At 50.6% G+C, this 26,311-nt stretch carries 23 protein-coding genes, 1 tRNA gene and 1 pseudogene; 6 read left to right on the top strand and 19 right to left on the bottom strand.

Annotation, left to right across the window (positions count from 1 at the left end; genetic code table 11):
* Positions 1–30: 30 nt before the first annotated feature.
* The gene (locus tag JK216_RS12600) at positions 31–873 is read right to left on the bottom strand and encodes an IS3 family transposase (RefSeq protein ID WP_343877058.1); all 843 of its coding nucleotides are present in this window, start codon (positions 871–873) and stop codon (positions 31–33) included.
* Positions 870–1,178: a transposase gene (locus JK216_RS12595; RefSeq protein ID WP_212711568.1), complete on the bottom strand. Its 309-nt coding sequence runs from the start codon at positions 1,176–1,178 to the stop codon at positions 870–872. Before JK216_RS12595 ends, JK216_RS12600 begins: the two co-directional genes overlap by 4 nt.
* A gap of 106 nt (positions 1,179–1,284) precedes the next feature.
* Here JK216_RS12595 and JK216_RS12590 point away from each other — a divergent pair.
* Positions 1,285–1,557: pseudogene (locus JK216_RS12590) on the top strand (site-specific integrase); the annotation flags it as partial.
* A 181-nt stretch (positions 1,558–1,738) separates the two neighbouring features.
* Here JK216_RS12590 and JK216_RS12585 read toward each other — a convergent pair.
* From JK216_RS12585 to prfC, 10 genes are all read right to left on the bottom strand, one after another.
* Positions 1,739–1,814: transfer RNA gene (locus tag JK216_RS12585), tRNA-Phe, on the bottom strand.
* A 162-nt stretch (positions 1,815–1,976) separates the two neighbouring features.
* Positions 1,977–3,914 (bottom strand): penicillin-binding protein 2, encoded by a 1,938-nt coding sequence (gene mrdA, locus JK216_RS12580; RefSeq protein WP_212709432.1) that lies wholly within the window; start codon positions 3,912–3,914, stop codon positions 1,977–1,979.
* Between the two features lie 184 nt (positions 3,915–4,098).
* On the bottom strand, positions 4,099–4,818 hold the full coding sequence (gene deoD / locus JK216_RS12575; RefSeq protein ID WP_212709433.1) for a purine-nucleoside phosphorylase: 720 nt from the start codon (positions 4,816–4,818) through the stop codon (positions 4,099–4,101).
* A 68-nt stretch (positions 4,819–4,886) separates the two neighbouring features.
* Complete coding sequence (gene deoB / locus JK216_RS12570) at positions 4,887–6,110, bottom strand: phosphopentomutase (protein ID WP_212709434.1); 1,224 nt, start codon at positions 6,108–6,110, stop codon at positions 4,887–4,889.
* Positions 6,111–6,169: 59 nt separating this feature from the next.
* Positions 6,170–7,489, bottom strand: coding sequence for a thymidine phosphorylase (deoA, locus tag JK216_RS12565; RefSeq protein WP_212711755.1), 1,320 nt, complete (start codon positions 7,487–7,489; stop codon positions 6,170–6,172).
* 37 nt (positions 7,490–7,526) lie between these two features.
* Entirely contained in the window at positions 7,527–8,306 is a 780-nt protein-coding gene (deoC, locus tag JK216_RS12560; RefSeq protein ID WP_212711754.1) for a deoxyribose-phosphate aldolase, read from the bottom strand.
* Between the two features lie 245 nt (positions 8,307–8,551).
* Positions 8,552–9,340, bottom strand: coding sequence for a TatD family hydrolase (locus tag JK216_RS12555; RefSeq protein ID WP_249213119.1), 789 nt, complete (start codon positions 9,338–9,340; stop codon positions 8,552–8,554).
* A 122-nt stretch (positions 9,341–9,462) separates the two neighbouring features.
* The gene (locus tag JK216_RS12550; protein WP_212709437.1) at positions 9,463–9,624 is read right to left on the bottom strand and encodes a DUF1328 domain-containing protein; all 162 of its coding nucleotides are present in this window, start codon (positions 9,622–9,624) and stop codon (positions 9,463–9,465) included.
* 122 nt (positions 9,625–9,746) lie between these two features.
* Positions 9,747–10,340, bottom strand: coding sequence for a molecular chaperone OsmY (osmY, locus tag JK216_RS12545; protein ID WP_212711753.1), 594 nt, complete (start codon positions 10,338–10,340; stop codon positions 9,747–9,749).
* A gap of 430 nt (positions 10,341–10,770) precedes the next feature.
* The gene (prfC, locus tag JK216_RS12540; protein WP_212709439.1) at positions 10,771–12,360 is read right to left on the bottom strand and encodes a peptide chain release factor 3; all 1,590 of its coding nucleotides are present in this window, start codon (positions 12,358–12,360) and stop codon (positions 10,771–10,773) included.
* A gap of 519 nt (positions 12,361–12,879) precedes the next feature.
* Here prfC and ftnA point away from each other — a divergent pair.
* Together ftnA and JK216_RS12530 are read left to right on the top strand one after the other, a co-directional pair.
* A complete protein-coding gene (gene ftnA / locus JK216_RS12535) occupies positions 12,880–13,392 on the top strand; it encodes a non-heme ferritin (protein ID WP_212709440.1) in 513 nt (170 codons plus the stop codon).
* A gap of 258 nt (positions 13,393–13,650) precedes the next feature.
* Positions 13,651–14,133: a YlaC family protein gene (locus JK216_RS12530; RefSeq protein WP_212709441.1), complete on the top strand. Its 483-nt coding sequence runs from the start codon at positions 13,651–13,653 to the stop codon at positions 14,131–14,133.
* Between the two features lie 5 nt (positions 14,134–14,138).
* Here JK216_RS12530 and JK216_RS12525 read toward each other — a convergent pair whose 3' ends face one another.
* From JK216_RS12525 to exbB, 5 genes are all read right to left on the bottom strand, one after another.
* Complete coding sequence (locus JK216_RS12525) at positions 14,139–15,536, bottom strand: PLP-dependent aminotransferase family protein (RefSeq protein ID WP_212710340.1); 1,398 nt, start codon at positions 15,534–15,536, stop codon at positions 14,139–14,141.
* Positions 15,537–15,601: 65 nt separating this feature from the next.
* A complete protein-coding gene (locus JK216_RS12520; RefSeq protein WP_212711752.1) occupies positions 15,602–17,716 on the bottom strand; it encodes a bifunctional diguanylate cyclase/phosphodiesterase in 2,115 nt (704 codons plus the stop codon).
* 385 nt (positions 17,717–18,101) lie between these two features.
* A complete protein-coding gene (locus tag JK216_RS12515; RefSeq protein WP_212711751.1) occupies positions 18,102–19,424 on the bottom strand; it encodes an MFS transporter in 1,323 nt (440 codons plus the stop codon).
* 223 nt (positions 19,425–19,647) lie between these two features.
* A complete protein-coding gene (exbD, locus tag JK216_RS12510) occupies positions 19,648–20,070 on the bottom strand; it encodes a TonB system transport protein ExbD (protein ID WP_212708522.1) in 423 nt (140 codons plus the stop codon).
* 5 nt (positions 20,071–20,075) lie between these two features.
* Positions 20,076–20,801 (bottom strand): tol-pal system-associated acyl-CoA thioesterase, encoded by a 726-nt coding sequence (exbB, locus tag JK216_RS12505; RefSeq protein WP_212708582.1) that lies wholly within the window; start codon positions 20,799–20,801, stop codon positions 20,076–20,078.
* 292 nt (positions 20,802–21,093) lie between these two features.
* Here exbB and metC point away from each other — a divergent pair, with 292 nt between their 5' ends.
* From metC to dkgA, 3 genes are all read left to right on the top strand, one after another.
* The gene (gene metC, locus JK216_RS12500) at positions 21,094–22,305 is read left to right on the top strand and encodes a cystathionine beta-lyase (protein ID WP_249213118.1); all 1,212 of its coding nucleotides are present in this window, start codon (positions 21,094–21,096) and stop codon (positions 22,303–22,305) included.
* 75 nt (positions 22,306–22,380) lie between these two features.
* Complete coding sequence (locus tag JK216_RS12495; protein WP_212711750.1) at positions 22,381–23,043, top strand: DedA family protein; 663 nt, start codon at positions 22,381–22,383, stop codon at positions 23,041–23,043.
* Between the two features lie 154 nt (positions 23,044–23,197).
* Positions 23,198–24,028 (top strand): 2,5-didehydrogluconate reductase DkgA, encoded by an 831-nt coding sequence (gene dkgA, locus JK216_RS12490; protein WP_212708525.1) that lies wholly within the window; start codon positions 23,198–23,200, stop codon positions 24,026–24,028.
* Positions 24,029–24,062: 34 nt separating this feature from the next.
* On the opposite strand, the gene JK216_RS12485 is transcribed toward dkgA, so the two are convergent.
* Together JK216_RS12485 and ftsP are read right to left on the bottom strand one after the other, a co-directional pair.
* Entirely contained in the window at positions 24,063–24,587 is a 525-nt protein-coding gene (locus tag JK216_RS12485; RefSeq protein WP_212711749.1) for a GNAT family N-acetyltransferase, read from the bottom strand.
* Between the two features lie 228 nt (positions 24,588–24,815).
* Entirely contained in the window at positions 24,816–26,237 is a 1,422-nt protein-coding gene (gene ftsP / locus JK216_RS12480) for a cell division protein FtsP (RefSeq protein ID WP_212708528.1), read from the bottom strand.
* Positions 26,238–26,311 lie beyond the last annotated feature (74 nt).

Raw genomic sequence — 26,311 nt, 5'->3', positions numbered from 1 at the left:
TGTAATGGTCAACTTAAACCGGACACGGATTTAGGCACATTGTTGTAATCGGCGTTCATATTCATTCGGCGATATATTGCCCAGCCGGTAATGCCGACGCTTCAGATTATAAAAGCTGTCGATATAATTGATAACGTCCGCAATGCCCTGACTTCGGGTTTCATAGCGACGGTAGTTAACTCTCTCTGCTTTCAGGCTGCGGAAGAACCTCTCCGTAACGGCATTATCCAGACAGTTACCCTTGCGGCTCATACTGCCCGTCACACCAAGTTCCTGTTGGCAGAACTGGAACTGGACGCTGGTATACTGAGCACCTTGATCGCTATGGAATACGACTGGGCCTGTTGGCCGTCGTTTATTAACCGCCAGTCGTAATGCCCGGATAGTCAGGGCGCTGTCCGGTTTGTCCGAGAAGGCCCAACTCACTATTTTTCTTGAACATAAGTCCATGACAATAGCCAGATATAACCAGCCCTGAGCGGTGCGAAGATAGGTGATATCACCTGACCACCAGGTATTTAATGTCTCTGGATTAAACTGTCGATTCAACAGATTAGCCGCCACTACAGCCGGTTTACCACCACGTGGATAGCGATGACGTCCGGGACGCTTCGCAACCAGCATCAGGGTCTTCATTATCTGACGGACACGGTATCGGCCAACGTTAAACCCCTGTTCACGCAGCTCAATACACATGCGCCGACTGCCATATGTCGCATCCATTTCAGCATGAACATGCTTAGCCGCCGCATGAAGCATCAGAACATTTGCTCTGAGGGCTGGCCGCCGGGTCCGGGCGTAAAATACGCTGCGCGTGAGCGACAGGCATCGACATACTTGCTGGATATTTGCCCCGGCCTTCTTCAGCTTCACCGCGACTTTTTGTCGTTGTTCATTTCCATGGCGAAGAAGGCTGAAGCCTTTTTTAACAGGTCATTGTCGCTTTGCAACTGACGTACCTGCTTTTCAAGTTCCTGTATTCGTCGTTGTTCAGGCGTGATCGCGGTGGCGATGGGAGTATATCCCCTCACTTCTCCGCGATATTGGCGCAACCAGCGTTGTAATGTTGAAAGGCCTATATTCATCGTTTCAGCAGCCTGGGTCACCGGGTACTTATGCTGCAGAACCAAATTGACACATTCCTGTTTGAACTCATGGGTAAACGTTTTTCTTCGCATTTTCACCTCGTTAGCGTTGCTCATTATATCTCTAACAAAGTGTCCTGTTTGATTAGACCATTACATTGTATCGACCCGTTACAACAGACATTTACTGACCAAGATGCCTTCGTTACAACCGCTAAGGTCGTTTTTCAATCGCCTGTCCAGCGAATGTGGTTTCACCGTGTCCCCGCATCGTTTCCGGCACTCCCTGGCGACCTTACTTATGACCGCTCCAGACCGGAATATACAGATGGTAAAAGGGCTGCTGGGACACCGCAGTCTTTCCACGACGATGGAGTATATTGATATCGATATTCAGAACACAGGTAGAACGCTGGAAATGGAACTATCCCTGTATATGGATAAAAAGAAGGTAAGTGGCTTTGAGAGTTGACATTAAGCCGATGACTTGTAATTATTTACAGTGATCGAGAAAAGGGAACCTGCTGTAACAGGTTCCCTCATCGAGAGGGACATTTTTGATGCGTGTTCCATGTCAGGAACAACATCAGCAACACCACTCTTACTGACCGCCCGTCAGGATTCTCACCCCCTGACCAGCGTGCTTTGATGTATGGTGCCCGAACTCGGAATCGAACCAAGGACACGGGGATTTTCAATCCCCTGCTCTACCGACTGAGCTATTCGGGCAACGAGGCGCATTAAACCCTAATCCCTGTTCTGCGTCAATCAGTTTTCATGAAAATCACGCTGACTGATTGTTTTTACGGCAAAATTTCGTCATTCGATTTATTACTGAACAATCTGACTGATATAGCAGCCGCCCCTTCCTGAGCGTACTGCTCTGCCCTGTTATTGATCGGTGGTCACTGCTCCCGCTGCAACGCCGCCGTTATCCGGGATATCCTGCGGTATCGTTCCTTTATCTCCGCCCGGTATCAGCGACGCGGTCTGAGGCAACAGAATATGATCAAGAATCTGACGCATCAGCGGCGCGGCTGTTACTCCGTTAACCCCGCCGTTTTCCAGAATCAGTGCTACCGCTACCTTAGGATCTTTAAAAGGAGCAAAAGCAGTATAGAAGATATGGTCACGCAAACGTACCGGAATCATTTTGGCGTTGTACACCTGGTTTTGTTTCAGGCTGAAGACCTGAGAGGTTCCGCTTTTCGCCGCAATACCGTAAGGCGCAGTATGGAAATAACGATACCCGGTACCATTCGGGGCATTCGCCATCCCGAACATCGCATGGCGCACCAGCGACCAGTAAGGGGAATCCGGGCTGCCGATCTGAGGAGACTGTGCCGGTGGCTGGTACAGTTGCTCACTGTTCCCTTGCTGTTCTTTAAGTAACAAATGCGGAGTAAGTACCTTACCGTTATTAAGCAGTGCCACCAGCGCTTTTACCATCTGTATTGGCGTCGCAATCCAGTAGCCCTGACCGATACCGACAGAGATTGTATCGCCCTGATACCAGGCTTTTTTATGCACCTGTTGCTTCCATTCGCGGCTGGGCAGCAGACCTTTATATTCTTCATGTAAATCAATACCCGTCAGCTTGCCATAGCCAAACTGGCTAAGCATATGATGGATTCTGTCGATACCCATCATATAAGCGACCTGGTAAAAGAAGGTATCCGCTGACTCTTCAATAGCTTTGGTCACATTCAGCATACCGTGGCCGGTTTTTTTCCAGTCACGATAGCGACGATCAGTGCCCGGCAACGTCCAGGTCGGAGCGCCGAAGAAGGTGGTCTGTGGCGTAATGACTCCGTTAAGCAGCGCTGACATCGCCATATAAGGTTTCACTGTCGACGCCGGCGGGTAAAGCCCCTGGGTAACACGGTTAATCAGGGGTAAATCTTTGTTCTGCAGTAATGTCTCATACGCTTTATAACTGATCCCTTTAACAAACGGGTTAGGGTCATAGCTGGGGGCTGAAACCATTGCCAGTACGGCTCCGTCATGGGGGTCTTCAACCAGCACCGCCGCACGCTGTCCCACCAGCAGGCTTTCAATATATTGTTGTAATGGCAGATCCAGCGTCAGCCAGACATTTTTACCCGCCACTGGCGGTTGCTCACTTAATACTCGTACAATACGGCCGTGGTTATCGACTTCTACTTCCTGATAACCCGTTTGCCCGTGTAAAACAGACTCATAATAACTTTCAATCCCCTGCTTACCGATATTGTGGTCGGCCGCATAGTTCTCAGAAATACCTTCAGCATTCAGCCGCTTAAAATCACTGTCGTTAATCTTAGACACATAACCGACCACATGGGCCAGAGCGGCTCCGTAGGGATATTGGCGGTCCTGATAGGAGTCAATACTGACTCCCGGAAAACGATACTCATCCACAGAGAAACGGGCGATCTGTTCTTCCGTCAGTTCATCTTTAACAATGATAGGCTTATAACGGCTGGTGAGTTTCAGACGATGCCAGAAATCCGTTTGCTCATCCGGCGTCAGACCGATCAATGGCGTCAGGGCGGCGATTGTCGCTTTCAGATTAGTGATTTTATAAGGGATGATCGTCAGGTCATACTGGGTAATATTTTTCACCAGTGGCGTGCCGTTACGATCATAGATAATCCCGCGGGTGGGCGCGATGGGGATCATTTTAATGTCATTATCATTGGACCGGGTCTGATAATAACCGTGTTCTTTGATCTGCAAACGATAAAGGTTATACGTCAGAATGCCAAAGCACACTGCCACCAAACCAAAAGCCGTTATTGCGCGACGTATAAACAGTTTTTCTTCAATTTCGAAATTACGCAGATTCATTACATAACATAGTTTGCAGAGAGGAGGATCGTTAACTGACGCCTATCATAGAGAGATAGACAGACAGTGCCAGTACCAAGTTGATCCGGAAGAGACTAAAGTGTGTCATTTGTTGAAAAGTGTAACAGAAGATAAGCAACGCGAAAAAACAGCCGTGACTTTTCCGCGTTATCAGGGGCAGCTATTATGCCCGATCACCGGCCAGAACAGATTCCAGTGCAATATTGATCATATCATTAAACGTAGTCTGACGTTCTTCGGCCGTTGTTTGTTCACCGGAGCGGATATGGTCAGACACAGTGCAGATAGCCAGTGCTTTCGCGCCGAACTCTGCCGCAACACCATAAATACCGGCAGCTTCCATTTCCACACCGAGGATGCCATATTTTTCCATAACATCAAACATCTGCGGATCCGGGCTGTAGAACAGGTCGGCGGAGAAAATATTACCGACGCGGGCATCAATCCCCAGATTTTTAGCCGCATCAACCGCATTACGTACCAGCTCAAAGTCTGCAATTGCTGCGAAATCGTGATCTTTAAAACGCATACGGTTTACTTTTGAATCGGTACAGGCACCCATCCCGATAACCACATCACGCAATTTGACATCAGAGCGCACCGCCCCACATGACCCGACACGAATAATGGTTTTTACACCAAAATCGGTGATCAGTTCTTTCGCGTAAATGGAGCAGGAAGGGATCCCCATACCGTGACCCATGACCGAAATTTTACGGCCCTTATAGGTACCGGTATAACCGAGCATACCGCGCACATTGTTCACTTCACGGGCATCCTGCAAAAAGTTTTCCGCGATATATTTAGCACGTAACGGGTCACCGGGCATTAAAACGACATCTGCGAAATCACCGGGTTCAGCATTAATATGAGGTGTTGCCATGTTATTTTTCCTCTCAAACATGTCATTGTCTGCCGCAGTGGCAGACAGTGAAAAATCAGGCATGCTTTTTACAGCATGTTACGCCCGTAATCCATAGCAGAAAGCCCGAAATATGATGCAATGGTCTGGCCAATATCAGCAAAGGTATCACGCTGACCCAGCGGACCAGGGGTTACCTGCGGACCATAAATCAGGACAGGAATATGTTCGCGGGTATGATCGGTACCATGCCAGGTCGGATCACAGCCGTGATCGGCGGTCAGAATCAGCATATCGCCCTGTTTTACCTGTGCCATCAGTTCCGGTAAACGACGGTCAAATAATTCCAGACCGGCGGCATATCCTGCCACATCACGGCGATGACCCCAGCTGGAATCAAAATCCACAAAGTTAGTAAAGACGATCGCATTATCCGGGGCCTGCTGCATTTCGATCAGCGTGGCGTCAAACAGTGCATCCAGCCCGGTTGCTTTCACTTTTTTGGTGATCCCCTGCTGGGCATAAATATCCGCAATTTTACCGACCGAAATCACCTGACCATTCTTTTCTTCTACCAGCTTCTGCAGGATGGTGGCTGAAGGGGGTTCAACCGCCAGATCGTGCCGGTTACCGGTACGGACAAATTCGCCGGCTTTCTGCCCGGTGAACGGACGGGCAATCACTCGACCAATGTTATACCCCCCTTCGGTAAGCTCTTTACGTGCGATTTCACAGAGCTCGTATAAACGTTCAAGGCCAAAGGTTTCTTCATGGCAGGCAATCTGGAAAACCGAATCAGCAGAGGTATAAAAGATAGGTTTACCGCTGCGCATATGCTCTTCGCCCAGCTGGTCGAGGATCACTGTACCTGAAGAATGACAGTTACCGAGGTATCCGGGCAGTCCGGCTTTTTCTACCAGCGTATCCAGCAGCGATTGCGGGAAACTGTTTTTTTCATCAGAAAAATAGCCCCAGTCAAATAACACCGGGACTCCGGCAATTTCCCAGTGCCCTGAGGGGGTATCTTTACCGGAAGAGAGTTCACTGGCGCAACCATAAGCACCAATAATATGCGCACTGGCATCCATTCCGGCAGGGATTTTACCGGTGGATAATTCCGCCGCTTTTGCCAGCCCCAGCGCAGTCAGGTTAGGCAAATGTAAAGGCCCTTGCCGTCCTTGGTTCGCCCGCCCTTCACTGCAGGCCTGTGCAATATGACCCAGCGTATCTGAGCCCGTATCACCAAATTTATTCGCATCAGCGCTGGCGCCGATCCCGAAGGAGTCCAGAACCATAATAAATACACGTTTCATGCTCGCCTCCTGTAGATTCTATTGAGTGAAAAACACTGATCAGATCAGTATGCGACTAATTAACCGATTCTGCGATAGATTAACGGTATTTCTTTCGGTGGCTGCTCTGTCACAGTAATCGCAGCCTCCAGGTCAATCGCAGCCTGTTGCCAGCTGTTTTCGTCAGCAGCATGTATTATCGCCAGCGGGGTGTGAGTATCCGTCTGCTGGCCCAGCACACTTATCCCGGTAAAACCGACCCGGTAATCAATGCTGTCGCTGCTGCGCTGCCGCCCTCCGCCCATCCTGACAATTGCCATCCCTGCCGCACGCGTGTCCATCGCGCCGATATAGCCAGTACGCCGGGAGTAAAGAGGACGCACCACCGGCGCAGCCGGCAGATAACGATCATAGTGTTCGACAAAATCAGTCGGTCCAGATTGTTGAGCCACCATCTGGCCGAAAACTTCTGCCGCACGGCCATTATCCAGTACCTGCATTAAACGCTGTTTTGCCTGAGATTCATCGGCAGATAAACCGCTGCTGACCAGCATTTCACTGCACAATGCCAGAGTCACTTCCAGCAGACGCGGATGGCGGTAATCCCCGCGCAGGAAACGTACTGCTTCACGAACTTCGGTAGCATTACCCGCCGAAGATGCCAGTACCTGACTCATATCGGTCAGTAGCGCCGTGGTTTTGCATCCGGCACCATTAGCCACCCCGACAATGGCACTGGCCAGCAGTGCTGACTGAGCATAGTCCGGCATAAACGCACCACTGCCCACTTTCACATCCATGACCAGCGCATCCAGCCCTTCTGCCAGCTTTTTCGCCAGAACAGAAGCCGTGATCAGCGGTATTGAATCCACGGTGGCCGTAATATCCCGGGTCGCATAAAAACGCTGATCCGCCGGGGCCAGTGAACGGGTCTGCCCGATGATGGCAACACCGGTTTCACGGATGATCTGCCGGAAGCGCTGATCATCCGGAAAAATATCAATACCGGGAATGGCCTCCAGTTTATCCAGGGTACCGCCGGTATGCCCGAGCCCTCTTCCGGAAATCATAGGAACGTAACCACCACAGGCAGCAACCATCGGCCCGAGCATCAGTGATGTCACATCACCGACGCCCCCGGTGGAGTGCTTATCAACCACCGGTCCGTTTAACTGTAAATCCTGCCAGTCGAGTACCGTCCCGGAATCACGCATTGCCATCGTCAGAGCCACCCGCTCCCCTAAACTCATATCACGGAACCAGACGGCCATCGCCAGCGCAGCTATCTGTCCCTCAGTAACTGACTGGTCGGTAACCCCGCGGATAAAGCAGGTAATTTCCTCATCAGTCAGGCAATGACCATCACGTTTCTTACGGATAATTTCCTGTGGCAGTAACATAATTGTCTCCCGGCAATATTCGGCCTGTCGCTGGCAGTCAGTACCCTGATACTACGTCCGTAACATCAGCACCGCAGGTCTTCAGCAGGCTGTTCAGTAATCCCGATGCACCAAAACGGAAATGTCGTGCATCGGCCCAGTTATCACCGAGAATATCTGCTGCCAGCGCCAGATAAGCTGCCGCATCTTCGGTGGTACGTACTCCGCCTGCCGGTTTAAAACCGACACTGGCAGCAACGCCTTTATCACGGATCACTTCCAGCATAATGGCTGCACTTTCCAGAGTCGCGTTAACGGCTACTTTACCGGTCGAGGTTTTAATAAAATCGGCACCGGCATCAATCGCAATCTCTGAAGCCTGACGTATCAACGCCGGTTGCTGTAACTCACCACTCTCGATAATGACTTTCAGCAGTACACTGGCTTCTGTACACAGCTGTTTGCAGGCGCTGACTAGCTCAAATCCGCATTGGGTGTCTCCGGCTTTCAGTGTCCGCCATGGAAACACCACATCCACTTCATCGGCCCCGTACGCAATCGCCGCGCGGGTTTCTGCTACCGCAATAGCGATATCATCGTTGCCATGAGGAAAATTGGTCACAGTCGCGATACGCACCAGAGGCGTCCCCTGTTCACGTAAGACTTTGCGGGCCAGGGGGATAAAACGCGGGTAGATACACACGGCGGCGGTCTGCCCTGCCGGTGAATTAGCCTGCCGGCACAGGGCCGTGACTTTTTCATCCGTATCATCATCATTCAGGGTGGTGAGATCCATCAGCCCTATCGCCTTACGTGCGATGCTGGTCATATCAGTCATGGAGAATTCCTCTGGAAGTTACCGGTAATTGGTAATATTTTCACAATTACTCGCTGCTTAATGTTCATATTCTAACAAAGCGTATCAGCAATAATTGCGGTGCGGATCAAGAAATCACTGCCTCTGCGGTTAACATGCGACGATAACGCACAATATGCAGTGAGTACCGGGGGACTGAAGCACAATGGGCAGAGATTTATTGTTAAAGTAATAACATAAAGTATAGCGGGTATCTTTCGCCGCTGTCAGGATGCCGCCAGCCGCGGAAACAAACGCAGGCTGTTATTCCACAGCGTTTGCGCAATCTGTTCAGCAGGTTCAGAACGCAGCTCAGTCAGAACCCGCCAGACGGCAGCGATCTGTTCCGGCCGGTTAGGTTGCCCCTGAAATCCGTGTAATGGCATATCCGGTGCATCGGTTTCCAGCACCAGAGCGTGCAGGGGTAAAGCGGCAATCGTGTTGCGTGTCTTCGCCGCCCGCGGATAAGTAATAGTCCCGCCAACACCAATCCGGTAACCGAGTTTAACAAAAGCCATCGCCTGAGACAGGCTGCCGGAGAACCCGTGGATTACGCCGCTCGCCGGCAGCTTTGCCTGCCTGAGTAACCCCGCCAGCAGATCATGTGTCCGCCGTGAATGGAGGATCACCGGCAGATCATAGCGTTTTGCCAGACTCAGTTGTGCTTTCAGACGCGAGATTTGTTGTCCGCTGTATGCCGCCAGCTGCGGGGTAAAGTAATCCAGTCCGGTTTCACCGAGTGCGACCAGTTTCGCCGGCTGTTGTTGCAGCCACTGCTGTAACTGGTCAATATCATCATCACAATGTTGCTCCGTCCACACAGGATGCAGTCCCAGAGCGGCGTACAGCGGCTGATAACGACCGGCAAGCGCCATCACAGCAGAAAAACGTGCACTGCTGACGGCCGGGACAATAATTTTTTCGACTCCGGCCTGGCTGGCACGCTTCAGTTCTGCCGCTTCATGGTGCTCAAAAGGCGGAAAATCATAATGACAATGGGTGTCGATAAACTTCAACGACGTCTCCTCAGGGCACAATAATAACAATGGCAGGTGATTTACAGCTGGCAGGATAACCGTACTGCCGGCATCCTTGCCGGCTGCTATCATCGGTTGATGACAACAGATGCAACGCTGACTCAGAGTTTCTTACGCCCAGTGAACAGACTGATAAGAAACAGGATAATACCGACGATAAATACCACTTTTGCGGCCCATGCTGCGGTTCCGGCCAGTCCGCCAAAACCCAGTGCTGCAGCGATCAATGCGATAACCAGAAAGATAATTCCCCAACGAAACATAGTCATCTCCTTACTGTCATTAATAGATTCATCTTATAAATCGTTCTGAAGCGTGTTCAGAACCGGTCCTGCGGTGAAAATATTGTTGTTAATATCGCGGTTTCTCTGCAGCCATCACAGAATCAGTGGCTGACAGACAATTCGTTTTTTACTGCACTGACACCGGAAACCTTACGGGCTATCTCCGCCGCCAGCATTTTTTGCTGCCGGTCACTGACATTCCCCGTCAGCAATACTGCTCCGTGGGTTGTTGTCACGGAAATATGGCGCGCAGACACTCGCTTATCAGCCAGCAACCGGGCAACAATTTCACTGGTGGTCGCGGTATCACTGGCATAACTCTTCAGGTCAGTCTGCTGGTTCGGCTTAAGATGCAGATTAAGCTCTGTCTTCCGGACCCCTTTAACCGATTCTGCCAGCTGTTTTACCCGCGCCATTTGCCGGTGTGAAGCGACAAAACCATCGATGGATACCACACCCCGGTTAGTTGAAACCGACAGATTGGTACTGTTAATCTGCTTGTCATCCACCAGCGCCGTTTTGACTTTCGCGGTGATGGTGCTGTCATCCATAAACTTGTCTACGCGGTTAATCGCTCCCCCCTGCTGTTGTTCCGTCGACGTCCGGGAATGTCCGGGGGAGTCTGCCGCATAAACACCGGGACTGCATAGCAGTGAAATCAATAACAGCCGGTAAATATAACTGTTGTTTTTCATATATTTTTCCTGAGTGGTCGCTGCATCCGGTACGCCCGATGACCTGTCCATGACAGGCTGTGACGGACCCCCTTTGGCGCCGCAACCACATAATATTAATAGTAGCTGAGTTTTACGGGTGTACTGATTTTTAGGATTTGACTTAAGTGACATCCGGCCTTTACAGCTTCGGTAATATCAGTACAGATCCATCACCAGACCAGGACAGAATAAACACTTTTAGTGGTCAGGCAGAAGCAGCACAATCCGGGAATAGTTTTCCGGTCTGGCAACGCAGAAAGAGAATACAGACAATGCACGCATCCGCAGAGATAACATCAGCGGTGATAAACACCGCCTCCCGGCAGAGATATCAGCTGACCGTCAGCTGACAGACAATTGTATAATACCGCCGGGCCCCGGCTAACGGGGCTCCGGCAGAGATTCCCGGTTAATGTTCGCGGGTTTTGCGGAAAGTGACTTCAGGATAACGTTCACTGGTGATATTCAGGTTAACCATGGTCGGGGCGATATAGGTAAGGTTGTCGCCGCCATCCAGCGCAAGGTTAATCTCGTTTTTGCGCTGAAACTCATCGAATTTTTTCACATCACTGCATTCCACCCAGCGGGCAGTAGAAACGTTAACCGATTCATAAATCGCTTCAACGTTATATTCACTTTTCAGGCGCGCCACTACCACATCAAACTGCAGTACACCGACTGCGCCGACGATCAGATCATTGTTCGCTATCGGACGGAAGACCTGTACAGCACCTTCTTCAGATAACTGAACCAGCCCTTTCAGTAACTGTTTTTGTTTTAACGGATCACGCAGACGAATACGACGGAACAGCTCCGGCGCAAAGTTAGGGATACCGGTAAACTTCATTTTCTCACCCTGAGTAAATGAGTCGCCGATCTGAATCGTGCCGTGATTGTGCAAACCGATAATATCGCCGGGCCAGGCTTCTTCAACGTGAGCACGGTCACCTGCCATAAAGGTCAGAGCATCAGAGATCACCACATCTTTCCCGGTACGCACCTGATACATCTTCATGCCTTTCTCATATCTGCCTGATACTACACGCAGGAAGGCCACCCGGTCGCGGTGTTTGGGATCCATATTGGCCTGAATTTTAAATACAAAGCCACTGAACTTCTGATCACTCGCCGCTACTTCGCGGGTATCCGTTTGACGGGGCATTGGCTGCGGTGCCCAGCTGACCAGACCATCCAGCATATGATTAACACCAAAGTTGCCCAGTGCCGTGCCGAAAAATACCGGGGTCAGCTGTCCGTCGAGAAAAGCCTGTTCTTCAAATTCGTGGGAGGCCCCTTTCACCAGCTCCAGCTCTTCACGTAGCTGGGCAGCCAGCTCGTCACCGATCGCTTCATCCAGCAACGGGTTATCCAGCCCTTTGATAATACGTTCCTGCTGGATGGTATGACCCTGGCCACTCTGATAAAGGTAAGTTTCATCTTTGTACAGATGATAAACCCCTTTGAATAGCTTACCGCAGCCGATAGGCCAGGTCACCGGCGCACAGGCAATCTTCAGCTCATTCTCAACTTCATCCATCACCTCCATAGGGTCACGAATATCACGGTCGAGTTTATTCATGAACGTCAGAATCGGCGTATCACGCAGCCGTGTGACTTCCATCAGCTTACGGGTACGATCTTCGACCCCTTTGGCCGCATCAATCACCATCAGACAGCAGTCGACAGCCGTCAGGGTACGATAAGTATCTTCAGAGAAGTCCTCATGTCCCGGGGTATCAAGCAGATTAACCAGTTTATCGCGGTAAGGGAATTGCATCACTGACGTGGTGATCGAGATCCCACGCTGTTTTTCCATTTCCATCCAGTCTGATTTTGCATGCTGACTGGAGCCGCGGCCTTTTACCGTCCCGGCGGTCTGGATCGCCTGTCCGAACAATAAAACTTTTTCTGTAATTGTGGTTTTACCCGCATCCGGATGCGAAATAATCGCAAATGTGCGGCGACGAGCCACTTCGTCTAAAAAGGGTGCTGTAGCCATGAACAGGTTCTTCACTGTTGGCGGAAAGGCATCGCAGTACTGCATTTCCGGAAAAATCACGCTGACCGGGAAGAGTTTCACCGGCTTTTCTTACGAAGATAACTGACCGGCAAGCGACTGCATCCGTCAATAATCCCGTACTCGCTGCAAAGAGGCTGCAATAAACATTTCTGCTAACCGCAAGACTCTGCCAGCACATGTTACATGAAACCGGACGTTTACGGTATGTCGGCCCGCAGAGTTTCCTGGCCGAAAGTGGCTGAATGATCCCCCGTCATCATCGGGTACAGTGATTTGTTACCCTGTCCGGGGAAAAAAGACCCACCCGGGACATTCTTCCGCTGAAAACAGATAGCAATGAGAAACAGTAGCATTACAGATACTAAATAATTCACATTATTAACTTAATGATTAATAAGGAAAAAATAACAGACCACAGCTTCACAAAACCCAAAAAGTGATGCATAATTGTTCACTATAATCTTACAAATCTTACTCTCTGTTTAAAAGGTCTCTGCTATGTTAACGCCTGATATGATTGCCCGCCTGAACGACCAACTGAATCTTGAGTTCTACTCAGCAAACTTATACCTGCAAATGAGCGCATGGTGTGCAGACAAAGGATTTGAGGGTGCTGCCTCATTCCTCAAAACTCATTCCCGTGAAGAAATGGATCATATGCAGCGTCTGTTCGACTACCTGAGCGATACCGGCGCATTGCCGGTTCTGGGTAATATTGAAGCACCGCCGGTCACTTTTGAATCACTGGCCGATGTTTTTTCACAGACTTACCAGCATGAACAATTAATTACCAGTAAAATTAATGAGCTGGCCCATGCCGCTATGACCACTCATGACTACTCTACTTTCCATTTCCTGCAATGGTATGTTGCCGAGCAGCATGAAGAAGAAAAAATCTTCAAAACGGTACTGGATAAACTGGGCATGCTGGAAAACAGCTCTAACGGCGCCTTCCTGCTGGATAAAGACTTAGGTCATATGAACAACGAAATCCATAATAAAAACGCCTGATTATCCATAAGGCAGGGGCTGTTCCTCTGCCTTTCTGTTCCGCTTCACAGCGCGAATAATCACCGGAAGCTGTGTGCTGATCTCCGGCCTTTACTGCATGATAATTTATTCTCCTTTGTGTCAGCCCCGCTACGTCTCACCTCGTTATTGGTTAACTAACATCAGCTAATGTTAACTGTTATAGTTTACCCTGGGGCATCTGTTTCTTTCTGACTGGTCAGTTATGTGATTAAGTGACAGCAAACTCGCGGAGGGCGTATGGACAAGATTAAACAGATACTGCAGCAGGAAATCGACCGTCTTAACCGGACCGAACAACGGGACAACCGGCCACGTTTCAGCTTTACTTTTTTGCGTAAACATCCGTGGCTGTGGTTAGTGATGTACCTCTGTTATGCCTTGTGCACTGCGCTGATCTTTTCGACAGAGATGCTGGGCTGGCCGGCGTTCTGGTTTGCTACCGCATTCGTACTGGGTATGAGCCTGCTGATGCTGATGGACATTAATCCGAAATACCGGTTTGAAGATATTGATACCCTTGACCTGCGAGTGTGCTATAACGGCGAATGGTACTATGTCCGCGCTGTTTCCGAACAATGTCTCAGGGCAATCAGCAACGATCCGGATATTCCTCAGCGGATAAAACAAGGCATTGCCCGGTTACAGGAGAAAAAAGGCGAAGTCGATTTTTACGATATTTATCATCTGACCTGGGGTCAGCGCCGTGCGGCAACGATCTGAAACACTCACTGACATAGCCGCGCAATCAAACGCCCCAGCACCTCCACTGCCAGTTCAGCCCGGTTATCCCAGGGCCAGGCTGCATTAAAGCGAAAGCAATGACGATATTGCTGTGTGGCGGAAAACAGTTCCCCCGGCGCAATACTGATATGTTCAGCCATCGCCTGGTGATACAGCAGAGTACAGTCGGTTGCCGGCGGTAATTCTACCCATAAAAAATAACCGCCATTATCAGCATATATCTTCGCCTGTGCCGGTAAAGCCCGTTTCAAAGCCTCAACGGCCAGCTTTTTACGCTGAGCAAGCTGCCGGCGTAAGCGTTTGAGGTGAAGATCATAATGCTGGCTTTGCAGAAAATCGGCTAATGCCAGCTGTATCGGTGTACTGACAGATAAAGTGCTCATCAGCTGTAACTGCTGAATGCGGATCCCATGACCACGACTGACTACCCAGCCGATACGGAATCCGGCGGCCAGATCTTTGGAAAAAGATCCACAATGCAGTACCGTCCCCTGCCGATCCCACGCCAGTGCCGGCAGAGGAGCCTGCTCTCCCTGCCATAAATTGGTGTACACATCATCTTCAATCAGGGCTACCTGGTTTTGTTCCAGTAACCTGACCAGTTGCTGTTTGCGCTCTGCAGTCAGAGTGTACCCCAGCGGATTCTGACAGTTTGTCATCAGCCAGCAGGCTTTTATCGGCCAGCGTTTTAATGCCTGCTGAAGTTTTTGTAAATCAATACCTTCACCGGGCAGCGCCGGAATTGCCAGCGCCTTTAGTCTGAGTCTCTCTATTGCCTGTAATGCACCATAAAAAGCCGGGCTTTCAATAATCACCCAGTCACCGGGTTCGGTCACCGCCTGCAGGCTGAGATTCAGCGCATCCATCGCGCCATTAGTGATCACAATATCATCAGGGGAGACAATAATGCCCTGGCGGGTATAACGTCTCGCCAGTACTTTCCGCAAATCGACATTACCCGGAGGCAGATTATCGACGGCATCCCCTGCCGATAAACGCCGGGAGACACTGGTCAGTGAACGCATCAGTTGCTGTAAGGGGAACAGGTCAGGGTCAGGAAAAGCGGAACCAAAAGGAACGACCTGCGGATCCCTGCTGGCCTGTAATACATCAAACACAAAACGGTTTGTCTCAGTCTGTTCACTCTGGACCACCGCCGCTGCCCCGTCAGACACCTGCGGAGCCACATAGTAACCGGACTGCGGACGGGAGATAATCCAGCCCTGACTTTCCAGCAACGCATAAGCATTCATCACTGTCATCAGGCTGACTTGTTGCTGTTCCGCCTGATGCCTTAATGACGGCAGTTTATCACCCGACTGCCAGATCCCTGCATTAATTTGCTGCTGTAATTGCTGTGCAATTTGCTGAAATTTACTCACATTACCCCGGGGATAATCGGTCTGACGTGTACCTGTATAACAGGTCTGCCGCCAGAGAAAACAGGTCAGGCACTGACTTTTTGTGAACCCGTTTCCGGGCAGGCTGGCGACATCGCTGATGCATTACAATGCAGCGGAATATCAGCGAATGTCAGCTGTTCAGATGGAACAGGACGACTGAAATAGAACCCCTGCAGAGTATCACATCCCAGCCGGGTTAACTGCTGCTGCTGTTCGGTTTCCACACCTTCTGCCACAATATTCAGGTTCATACTTTTGGCTAATTCAATCATCATCGCCAGTAACCGGGTATCAGCCGCAGGCTTATTCATTTCCCGGACAAAAGTGCGGTCAATTTTAAGTTCACTGGCCGGCATACTTTGCAGGTATAACAGACTTGAGTAGCCGCTACCAAAGTCATCAATCGACACCTTAATCCCGTGCTCTTTCAGTGCTGCCAGGATACGAATAGTTTCTGCGGGCGAGCGCATCGCTGTGGTCTCACTAATTTCCAGGAGCAGTTTATCCGCAGGAATATTATTGACTGCCAGCGCATTCAGCACCACCGACAGCAGCGTTTGCTGTTCAAATTGTAAAGCTGAGAGATTCACCGACACAGAGAGTGCCGTTTTCCCCTGAGCATGCCAGCACCCGAGCTGGCGACAGGCTTCATTGATCACCCACTCTCCCAGCGGGATAATCAGCCCGCTGGTTTCGGCGACCGGCAGAAATTTCTCCGGAGGAAGTAACCCGCGGGCCGGATGCTGCCAGCGTATCAGCGCTTCATAACCGACAGTATGACCATGACGGGCATCGTTTTTTGGCTGGTAGAACAGGCGCAGCTCATTATGATGCAGCGCCCGCCATAGCTCGTTTTTCAGTTCCAGACGGGTTTTGCCGGGCGGCGTCATATTTGCCCGGTAGATACTGTAGCCATTACGGCCATTATTTTTGGTATGGTACATCGCAACATCTGCGTTAAAGATCATCTCCCGGCCTTGTGTTCCATGTTGCGGATACCGGGCAATACCAATACTGAGAGAAACCATCAGTTCATATTCACATATCAGAAACGGCTGGCCGATTGCCCTGACCATCAGGGCAGCAATATTCCCGTCATCACGGGTCGTCGTTGCCGGGGCCAGTAAAATAAACTCATCTCCCCCCACCCGCGCCAGTACATGCTCTGGCCCGATAATATTTTTCAGGCGTCCGGCGACCGCCTTTAACAAGCGGTCCCCCGTATGATGCCCGTAAGCATCATTCACCATTTTAAAACCATCCAGATCAAGGAACATCAGTGAAAATTCCGCCCCTCCGGCAGAGGTTTTCGCAATACACAGCTCCAGTTGCTCTTCAAGAAAAGCCCGGTTAGGTAATAAGGTCAGGGGATCATGCATCGCCAGTTTCTGCAACTCCTGGTTAGCAACACACAGTTTTCTCGCCAGCCGGGTAGTTTTGATTTGCGAGTCAATCATGCAGAGCAACAAACTGCTTCCCGGCACAATGAGTGCAGACAGGAATACCCACACGGCCAGAGCGGTCTGCTTAATCCCCCCGCCAGTAACGTAGCTTCCCTGCGGGAAACTGGCCGCCTGCATGCCAATACAGTGCACCACGGTAATTGCCGTACCCATGACCAGTGCAGCCTGCAACCGGCGGATCAACAGGCCATTTTCGATATTTTGCAGGCGAAATGCCAGCCACAGTGCCACACCAGACGCAATATAGGCCACCAGCACCGATACCATGACCAGCCCGTAATGCCATTCAATTCCCGGTTGTACTAGCAGGCTATACATGCCGATATAATGCATTCCCGCGATACCGCTCCCCAGCCAGACAGCCCCGCGGATGATATCCAGCCATCCCGGCTGACGGCGACCAATAACCCGGGATAGTCCGGCAATAGAAGCGGCAATCACAATAAAGAGTGACACCACGATGTAGCCGGGTCTGTAGTGCATAGACATGGGAAAAATCATCGCCAGCACCCCGGTAAAGTGCATTGACCAGACACCAACCCCCATCGCAATACCGGCTACCGCCAGCCATAATTTAGGTTTCCATCCGCGGGAACTGGTCACTCGCCCCGCCGCATCCAGGGCAGTAAACGAAGAGATCAGGGCAATAATCAGAGAAGTTAACAGCAGCCATTTATTCCAGGATACATCCAGCATAGTGACTCCCGTTGCCTTGGATGAATAAGTGAAGGTGAAAATAACAGGGACAAAAAGATGCTGTCATTTTCATTTACGGCATACCGGCCATCACGCGGATATAAGTAGCGTAATTTATTGATTAACCTGCTCAGGCACTGTCAGGTAATATTGTGATGGTGGAAATACACTTATGGCGTGCGATAACGAATGTTGCACATTGAAAACTGCCAGATAAATTTCTGTCGGCACATATATTACGACAGATAATCCTGCCCTAACAAACTTTAATCAATCTTATATGATAAATATCCATCAGGATAAGAACAGGCAGCTGACCGGCCGCCGTAACGCCTGCAACCCTGTATCAGTGAGAAATAGCCACTCATCCATGAATGGCCCGGCTCTACAGATGGCGCAGTACTCCGGTATTTTTTTTCTGCTGATAACGACGGAGCAGATAACCAATACATAAGGTGCCGGCTAATCCGCAACACCCGGCAAACGTCAGCCAGGCACCCGGCATCGATTTATCCCCGCTGATATGAATAAGATAACTGGAGACCGCCGGGGTAAAGCCACCGAATAACGCCGTTGCCAGGCTGTATGCCAGAGAAAAACCGGCGGCACGGACCTCTGCAGGCATAACCTCAGCCAGGTACACCACCATCGACCCGTTATAGCTGGCATATAAAAATGACAGCCACAGCTCAGCTGTCAGTAAATGGCAGAATGAAGGGGCTGCAACCATCCATTTCAGTACCGGCCAGGCAGTTAGCATCGTCAGTAGTGTAAAGATAATCAGTAACGGACGACGTCCGACACGATCCGATACCGTTCCCATGACCGGTAACCAGAACAGATTAGAAATACCGATCAGCAAGGTAACCACAAAACTCTGAGGGTCCGTCATCATCAAGGCGGTTTTACCAAAGGTCGGGGTAAATGCGGTGATCATATAAAACATCACGGTAGTGGTGACAACCATCAGCATACCCGCCACAACCAGGGCCCAGTTACTGGCCACCGAACGCATAATATCGATCATCCCCGGACGATGTTTACGCTGTTTAAAACTCTCCGTTTCTTCAAGCATACGGCGAATATAAAAAAGGAAGGGCACAATCAGGCATCCGACCACAAACGGTATACGCCACCCCCAGTCCGTCACCTGTCCCTTATCCAGCCATTGATTGAGCATCAGTCCCAGTAATGCTGCAAAAATCACTGATAACTGCTGACTCGCCGATTGCCAGCTGACATAAAATCCCTTACGGCCTGGCGGTGCAATTTCTGATAAATAGACCGAAACACCGCCCAGTTCCACCCCGGCGGAAAAGCCCTGCAATAAACGCCCGGCCAGAATAATCAGGGGAGCCGCGGCCCCCAGGGTCTGGTATCCGGGCGTCAGAGCGATAGTCAGTGTGCCCATAGCCATCAATATCAGCGTCAGTAACAGCCCTTTACGACGCCCGTGATGATCAATGTAAGCCCCGAGAATAATCGCGCCCAGCGGGCGCATTAAGAAACCGGCGCCGAAGGTCATCAGTGTCAGCATCAGCGAAGAATAAGGGTCAGAACCGGGGAAAAAGGTTTTGGCGATAGCCGTCGCGTAATAGCCAAATACCATAAAGTCATACATTTCCAGGAAGTTACCGCTGGTTACCCGGAAAATAGTTTTAGCCGCGTGTTTTTTTACTGCCGGAGAAGGGGTTACAGATAGATTCATTGCTGTTGCCTGCCTTTATTATTTTAATCGGTCACACCGGTTTACCCCGAATATCAGAGGAAAGATGTGATAGCAGTCATCTTTATACTTTACATAAGAATACAAATAAGTAACAAAATAAAAACAAAAAGTGTGCTGCGGCAGTAAAGTCTTCTGCTGAAAGTGCAAAAAAAAGGGCATATCCTGATGGATACACCCTTATGTGCGCTGAATATATCAGTGATCAGTGTGTGGTACTCTCCAGCCCCATCAGGCCGATTTTCAGGTACCCGGCAGCGCGCAGTTCATCCATGACACTCATCAGAGTGGCATAATCCACATCTTTATCGGCCTGGAAAAAGATAGTGGTTTCTTTATTACTGCCTGTCAGTCCGTCAATAGCCGAAATCAGTTGCTCTTTAGTCACCTCATCATTACCAACGTATAACTGTTTGTCAGCTTTAATGCTCAGGTAAACCGGTTTATCGGGACGAGGCTGCGGTGCACTGGTTGATGCCGGCAGGTTCACTTTTACATCGACGGTCGCCAAAGGCGCGGCCACCATAAAAATGATCAGCAGTACTAACATAACGTCAATAAATGGCGTCACGTTAATTTCACTCATTTCACCATCGCTTTCTAAATCATCGTTCAGACGCATAGCCATAACAATTAACTCACCCGCAGTTTATGGGCAGATGTGTGCGGCAGATCCTGTGAACCATTTTGCCTGGCCAGATCCAGATCACGGCTTTGCAGCAGCAGTACCTGAGCAGCTGTATCACCTAATGATGCTTTATAGCCGGCAATCATCCGTGCGAATACGTTATAAATCACAACCGCAGGGATCGCAGCAACCAGCCCGATGGCTGTTGCCAGCAGGGCTTCAGCAATCCCCGGTGCAACCACCGCCAGGTTAGTCGTTTGTGTTTTCGCAATACCGATAAAACTGTTCATAATGCCCCAGACGGTACCGAACAGACCGATAAACGGGGCGACAGAACCAATCGTTGCCAGAAAACCGTTACCCCGTGAGGCATAACGTCCGATGGCTGCAACTTTTCGTTCCAGACGAAAACCGGTCCGATCTTTAATGCCGTCTCTGTCTTCTGCACCCGCCGAGAGTTGGCGTTCATCCAGCGCTTCGGCAATCAGGTGGCGACAATGGCTGCTGGCAGTAAATTTTTCAGATACAGTTACTGCCTGCTGTAAGGTGCTGACGTCTTTCAGGGCTTTTTGCTCTGCTTTAAGCCGGCGTCTTGCTGAGCTGAGTTCAGTAAACTTGCCGAAAAAAATGGCCCAGGTAACCACGGAAGCCAGCAATAAGCCAATCATGACAATTTTTACTACGATATCAGCATGCTGGTACATGCCTAAAACGGACAGATCCGTTTGCATAAAATCATTAGTTACCACGTACGCCACCCCATCTTAACGAGTAATATCTTGCAATCCCGCGATGATACCAAACCACAGCTTTATTGATAGTAGTTATCATTAGTATTTACAAAATATTCCATTGACAGCAGAGAGATACTGCCCGTCTGAGGGAAGATCATCCCGCCAGAGTACTGTCATTTATTATTAGTCAATTTGTCATTCTGTGAAGGGTTTTTCAGTTCATACTCTGGCCTGAATGATATTTCATGTTAACTTGTCATGCAGGACTCTTTTGGCAGAGCAGGAACCAATGACAGATAAAAAAACAGATAAAAAACTGGAAACCAGTCTGATCAGTGCTGGCAGAAAAAAACGTTATACGGCGGGCGCAGTAAATAGTGTCATTCAGCGTGCTTCTTCACTGGTCTTTGATACGGTTGCCGAAAAAAAACGGGCGACCGCAGGACGCACCCGCGGAGAGCTGTTTTATGGACGGCGTGGTACCCTGACCCACTTTTCGTTACAGGATGCTATGACCGAACTGGAAAATGGTGCCGGTTGTGCGTTATACCCTTGCGGGGCCGCGGCGGTAACCAATGCCATTCTGGCGTTTGTCGAAAGCGGTGATCACGTGCTGATGAGCGGTTCAGTTTATGAACCTACCCGCGATTTTTGCAATGTCATACTGCGCAAGCTCAATGTATCAACAACTTTTTTCCCCCACACTTGTGGCAGTGAAATAACCCAATGGGTCCGTCCGGATACCCGTATCGTATTTCTGGAATCCCCGGCATCGATCACCATGGAAGTTCAGGATATCCCGGCAATAGTCGCCGCTATCCGGCAGCAGGCGCCCGATGCCATTATTATGATGGATAATACCTGGGCTGCCGGAGTGCTTTTCAATGCGCTCGATTTCGGTATTGATATTTCTATTCAGGCGGGCACGAAATACCTGATAGGCCACTCAGATGCGATGGTGGGGACCGCGGTCGCTAATGCCCGTTGCTGGGATACTCTGCGGGAAAACTCATATCTGATGGGGCAAATGGTGGATGCCGATACTGCCTATATGACATCGCGCGGCTTACGGACTCTGGCAGTGAGGCTCCGCCAGCATGAAGAAAGCAGTATTAAAGTTGCCGAATGGCTGGCAGGACGCGAAGAGGTCTGGCGGGTTAATCATCCGGCATTGCCCCAGTCACCGGGCCACCATTTCTGGAAACGTGATTTTTCCGGCAGCAGCGGCCTGTTTTCATTTATTTTGCGTCGCCAGCTGTCGCGTGAAGCTCTGGCTGATTTCCTGGATAACTTCCGGCATTTCAGTATGGCGTACTCCTGGGGCGGTTATGAATCGCTGATTCTGGCGAATCAGCCACAGGAAATTGCCGCAATCCGTCCGCAGGGAGAACCCCTGTTACCCGGTACGCTGGTACGTCTGCATATAGGTCTGGAAAATGTGGATGATTTAATCGGTGATTTAACTGATGGCTTTGACCGGCTGGCACGCCATCCGGAATAATACTGATAGGGTTATGCTGTCTTCCGGGACTGTATTGCATTACGGCCTGACCACAGTCAGGTAACAGGATAATAAATGAGTGTTCTACATGAGATAATCCGGGCGTTATGGCACCAGAATTTCGCTGTACTGGCGGATCCACAGGTGATCTGGGTTGTCTACGCGGTTATGTTCTGCATGCTATTTCTGGAAAATGGATTATTACCGGCGGCATTTTTACCCGGCGACAGCCTGCTACTGCTGGCCGGGGCAATGATTGCCAAAGGCGTTATGAGTTTTATCCCTGCCCTGCTGATACTGACCTGTGCCGCCAGCCTCGGATTCTGGGCTGGCTATTTACAAGGGCGCTGGCTGGGGAACACCCGGCTGGTTCAGGGGTGGCTGAAACACCTTCCGGAAAAATACCATCAGCGGGCCTGGCAGATGTTTAACCGTCATGGGCTGGTCGCTCTGCTGGCCGGCAGGTTTCTGGCATTTATACGCACTATTCTGCCAACGATGGCCGGGATTTCCGGATTAGGCCACCTCCGCTTTCAGCTGTTTAACTGGTTAAGTGGCCTGCTGTGGGTTTTGTTGCTGGTCGCGCTGGGATATGGCATCAGCCATGTTCCTTTTATTAAACAGCATGAAGATCAGATGATGGCAGTATTAATGCTGCTGCCATTGCTGCTGCTGGCCGGTGGTTTATGCGGCAGCCTGATTTTCCTGTGGAAAAAAAAGCGCCACACCTCAGCCTGACCCCTGCACATCAGGCCGTTTTCGGCCTGATGTGCCCTCCCTCACTCCGGCCAGACGGCGGCTATCCTTTCCCGGTGCCCGCCACCAAGATCAGTACTACACTTACCCTTATTTAGCATAACCTGACGAATTTTTTGCTACGGAGGAAACTAATATGTCCGGACAACCTTTCATCAAATTACACGATGGCCGGCTGATGCCACAACTGGGACTGGGTGTATGGCAGGCAACGGTCGATCAAACCCGCCAGGCCGTGAGCTATGCACTGAAAACCGGCTATCGCTCTATTGATACTGCCGCTATTTATCAAAATGAAGCAGGGGTCGGCCAGGCCATTCAGGACTCTGATATTCCCCGTGAAGAACTGTTTATTACCACCAAACTCTGGAATACAGACCAACTCCATGCCGCGGAAGCCCTGCAAACCAGCCTGCAAAAACTACAGCTTGATTATATTGACCTGTATCTTCTTCACTGGCCCTGCCCGCAAAATAATCACTATATTGCCGCCTGGCAGCAGCTAATTGAATTACAGCAGCAGGGACTGATCAAAAGTATCGGGGTATGTAATTTTCAGCAGCAACATCTGCAGGCCATTATCCGTGAGACAGGCGTAACCCCTGTTATTAACCAGATTGAACTGCATCCGCTGTTTCAGCAACGCCCGCTGCATGCCTGGAACGGGTTGCACCATATTCAGACTGAGTCCTGGAGCCCGCTGGCACAAGGCGGAAAAGGGGTTTTCGACCAGCCGCAGATCCGCGCGCTGGCAGAAAAATATGCAAAGACTCCCGCACAAATCGTTATCCGCTGGCATATTGATAACGGCCTGGTAGTGATACCAAAATCTGTCACTGATACACGTATCGCAGAAAACTTTGCGGTATTTGATTTCAGACTGGAAAAAGAAGAGTTAACGGCTCTGGCAGCGCTTGATGCCGGCCAGCGTCTCGGCCCGGATCCTGATAATTTTAATAAAGTCTGATAAACGCAGGCCAGGGAACGGCCTGCCGTGCCCACTACCGTCCCTGCGCCAGTACAGACAAATCATCACCAAAGAGACGATGATAATTCATCCCTTCGATGACCTGCCCGCCAGCAGCCTGATAAAAAGCCTGCACTTTTTTATCCGTTGCCGAAGATAACCAGTCCAGTCGGTAGCACTCTTGCTCGCAGGCTTGCCGGGCAATAAACTGCATCAGCAGTTTGCCGATCCCCTGCCGCCGGTATGCCGCCGAAACAAATAATTCCTTAATAAACATTTGTCCGCTAAAACGCGGGGCCGGATACATGACAGAGACACAGGCAAAAGCAACAACGTTCCTCTGTAACGTCACTTTATATACTGCGGTGCCGGAGCCAGGAGCCAACACCCGGTGTTGCAAATAACCTGTCATTTCTTCTTTATTTATCACAACACCCGGGTAATGCCAGCAATTCATTTCAATAAAAATATCGGCCAGTTCCTGATATTCATCCGCCTGGCATACGGTGACCTGCGGTCGCGCTTCCGGTTGTGAAGGGGCTAACTGAACAGTTGTCATCGCTACTCCATCCGTTAATCAGGGCTATGTCCTTCCATAGGCGGTGTATCAGCATATTACTTTTTTCAGGGCTGATCATTTTCTCTGTCCCCCCGCTCACTGAGCCCGAATGTTTATACAGTGCGGACAGCGACTGACTATCTGTAAAAACGCCCGTCGATGCCCCCGGAGGTACAGCATTATCCCTGAGACAATTTCATCTTCCCGATAAACAGAGGCAAAGTACCGCTAATTTATCGCCTGCTGTACCATCAGCTGACCTGCGCAACCACCATCCGCCAGCTCAAGATTCTGGCTGTAGTAAACAAACGGAAAATGTTCCGACGAGCTGCAGGGGAACGTCACCAGTAACTCGACGCTGCCATCCACCCAGACGGTATCCTTCCAGCCCCGATCTTCGGCCATTGGCAGTGCACCATTCACACTGCGTATCAGAAACATGGCCCCCTGAATATGAAATGCCTGTGGCTTGTCGGCCTGTACCGTCCAGCGTTCAGTACTGCCCTGGCGCACCACCGTATCAATTCGCAGGGTATCCCGGGCGACGCCATTGATCCCCGCCGGAGAGTTTTCTAAGGTTATCTGACGGCTGGCAGTCACATTACCTGCTTGTGACATCGCTGCCAGAACGGTCGGCAAACCATCGGTGACCAGCGGTAATAAGCCGGTAGGACGCAGGGTCAGCACCAGAGTCGAGGTGAGTACGGAGGATGGCTGGAAAATACCCTTAATACGTTCCATAAAGGTCGCAGGGGTACCGGCGGTGATAGAAACATCATTTCCCTGGGATAAGTCGACCAGTACTTCACGGCGCTCGCCGGGGGCCAGAGACAACTGGCGGACGGTCACAGGCGCGGGTAAAAAACCCTGATCACCGGCAATCACGGTGAATGGACGATCATCGCTGAGTTGTAGCTGGTAACGACGGGCATTGGAAGCGTTTAGCAACCGTAACCGCACCCAGCCACGGGACACATTCACGTACGGACTGCGGATACCGTTGGTCAGCAGAATATCGCCGTAAAATCCCTGCTCAGCCCCGCTGTCATACACCGGGGAGCCGAAGTTATCCAGTCGCTTATCCTGAATAATCAGCGGAAAGTCATCAACACCATAGTGCTTAGGCAGTGCCAGTGACTTGCTGTTATCGTCTTCAATCAGCCACATTCCGGCCAGACCGTTATAGACATGAGGTGCCATATGGCGGGGGGTATCTGCATGATACCAGCAGGTCGCAGCGGGCTGACGCACCGGCAGGACAGGCGCCCAGTCAACATTCGGTGAAATCTGCCGCGGTGCGCCACCATTTAATGCACCCTGTACCTGCAAGCCACTGACGGTCATTGATACCGGTTCCGGCAGACGGTTACTGTAAATCAGCTTAACATCATCACCGTTATGTACCCGCACGGTAGGGCCCAGGTAAATACCATTAAACCCCCATACGGGGGCTTTGGTTGTTCCGTTAAACGCCCAGTGACTGGCTTGCATAGTCAGAAACAGTGGCTGGCCACGACGTGACTCCAGCAGCGGTGGTACCGGCAGTGCATTTTCACCGGCATCAGCCGCCAGAGCTGCACGTGGCAGTACCGTGCTGCCGAGCGCTGCACCGGCAGATAACTGAAGAAACTGACGTCTGTTAAAAGACATATACTCCTGACCTTATACTGATAACACCACCGGTGTTAGTTCACGACAAACCATCAACGTTATCCGCCAGACCA

Source organism: Tatumella sp. JGM94 (genome assembly GCF_018257595.1).
Classification (GTDB): domain Bacteria; phylum Pseudomonadota; class Gammaproteobacteria; order Enterobacterales; family Enterobacteriaceae; genus Tatumella; species Tatumella punctata.
Note: the sequence above shows the minus strand (reverse complement) of the source record. Positions and strands in the feature narration are given on the sequence as shown.

Coding starts and splice junctions, on each gene's coding strand:
- ftsP (WP_212708528.1), bottom strand. CDS start 26,237: ATGTCTTTTAACAGACGTCAGTTTCTTCAGTTATCTGCCGGTGCAGCG.
- deoA (WP_212711755.1), bottom strand. CDS start 7,489: ATGTTACTGCCACAGGAAATTATCCGTAAGAAACGTGATGGTCATTGC.
- osmY (WP_212711753.1), bottom strand. CDS start 10,340: ATGAAAAACAACAGTTATATTTACCGGCTGTTATTGATTTCACTGCTA.
- JK216_RS12495 (WP_212711750.1), top strand. CDS start 22,381: ATGAGTGTTCTACATGAGATAATCCGGGCGTTATGGCACCAGAATTTC.
- JK216_RS12520 (WP_212711752.1), bottom strand. CDS start 17,716: ATGCTGGATGTATCCTGGAATAAATGGCTGCTGTTAACTTCTCTGATT.
- exbB (WP_212708582.1), bottom strand. CDS start 20,801: ATGCAAACGGATCTGTCCGTTTTAGGCATGTACCAGCATGCTGATATC.
- dkgA (WP_212708525.1), top strand. CDS start 23,198: ATGTCCGGACAACCTTTCATCAAATTACACGATGGCCGGCTGATGCCA.
- deoB (WP_212709434.1), bottom strand. CDS start 6,110: ATGAAACGTGTATTTATTATGGTTCTGGACTCCTTCGGGATCGGCGCC.
- metC (WP_249213118.1), top strand. CDS start 21,094: ATGACAGATAAAAAAACAGATAAAAAACTGGAAACCAGTCTGATCAGT.
- prfC (WP_212709439.1), bottom strand. CDS start 12,360: ATGGCTACAGCACCCTTTTTAGACGAAGTGGCTCGTCGCCGCACATTT.
- JK216_RS12550 (WP_212709437.1), bottom strand. CDS start 9,624: ATGTTTCGTTGGGGAATTATCTTTCTGGTTATCGCATTGATCGCTGCA.
- JK216_RS12530 (WP_212709441.1), top strand. CDS start 13,651: ATGGACAAGATTAAACAGATACTGCAGCAGGAAATCGACCGTCTTAAC.
- deoD (WP_212709433.1), bottom strand. CDS start 4,818: ATGGCAACACCTCATATTAATGCTGAACCCGGTGATTTCGCAGATGTC.
- exbD (WP_212708522.1), bottom strand. CDS start 20,070: ATGGCTATGCGTCTGAACGATGATTTAGAAAGCGATGGTGAAATGAGT.
- deoC (WP_212711754.1), bottom strand. CDS start 8,306: ATGACTGATATGACCAGCATCGCACGTAAGGCGATAGGGCTGATGGAT.
- JK216_RS12595 (WP_212711568.1), bottom strand. CDS start 1,178: ATGCGAAGAAAAACGTTTACCCATGAGTTCAAACAGGAATGTGTCAAT.
- mrdA (WP_212709432.1), bottom strand. CDS start 3,914: ATGAATCTGCGTAATTTCGAAATTGAAGAAAAACTGTTTATACGTCGC.
- ftnA (WP_212709440.1), top strand. CDS start 12,880: ATGTTAACGCCTGATATGATTGCCCGCCTGAACGACCAACTGAATCTT.
- JK216_RS12515 (WP_212711751.1), bottom strand. CDS start 19,424: ATGAATCTATCTGTAACCCCTTCTCCGGCAGTAAAAAAACACGCGGCT.
- JK216_RS12485 (WP_212711749.1), bottom strand. CDS start 24,587: ATGACAACTGTTCAGTTAGCCCCTTCACAACCGGAAGCGCGACCGCAG.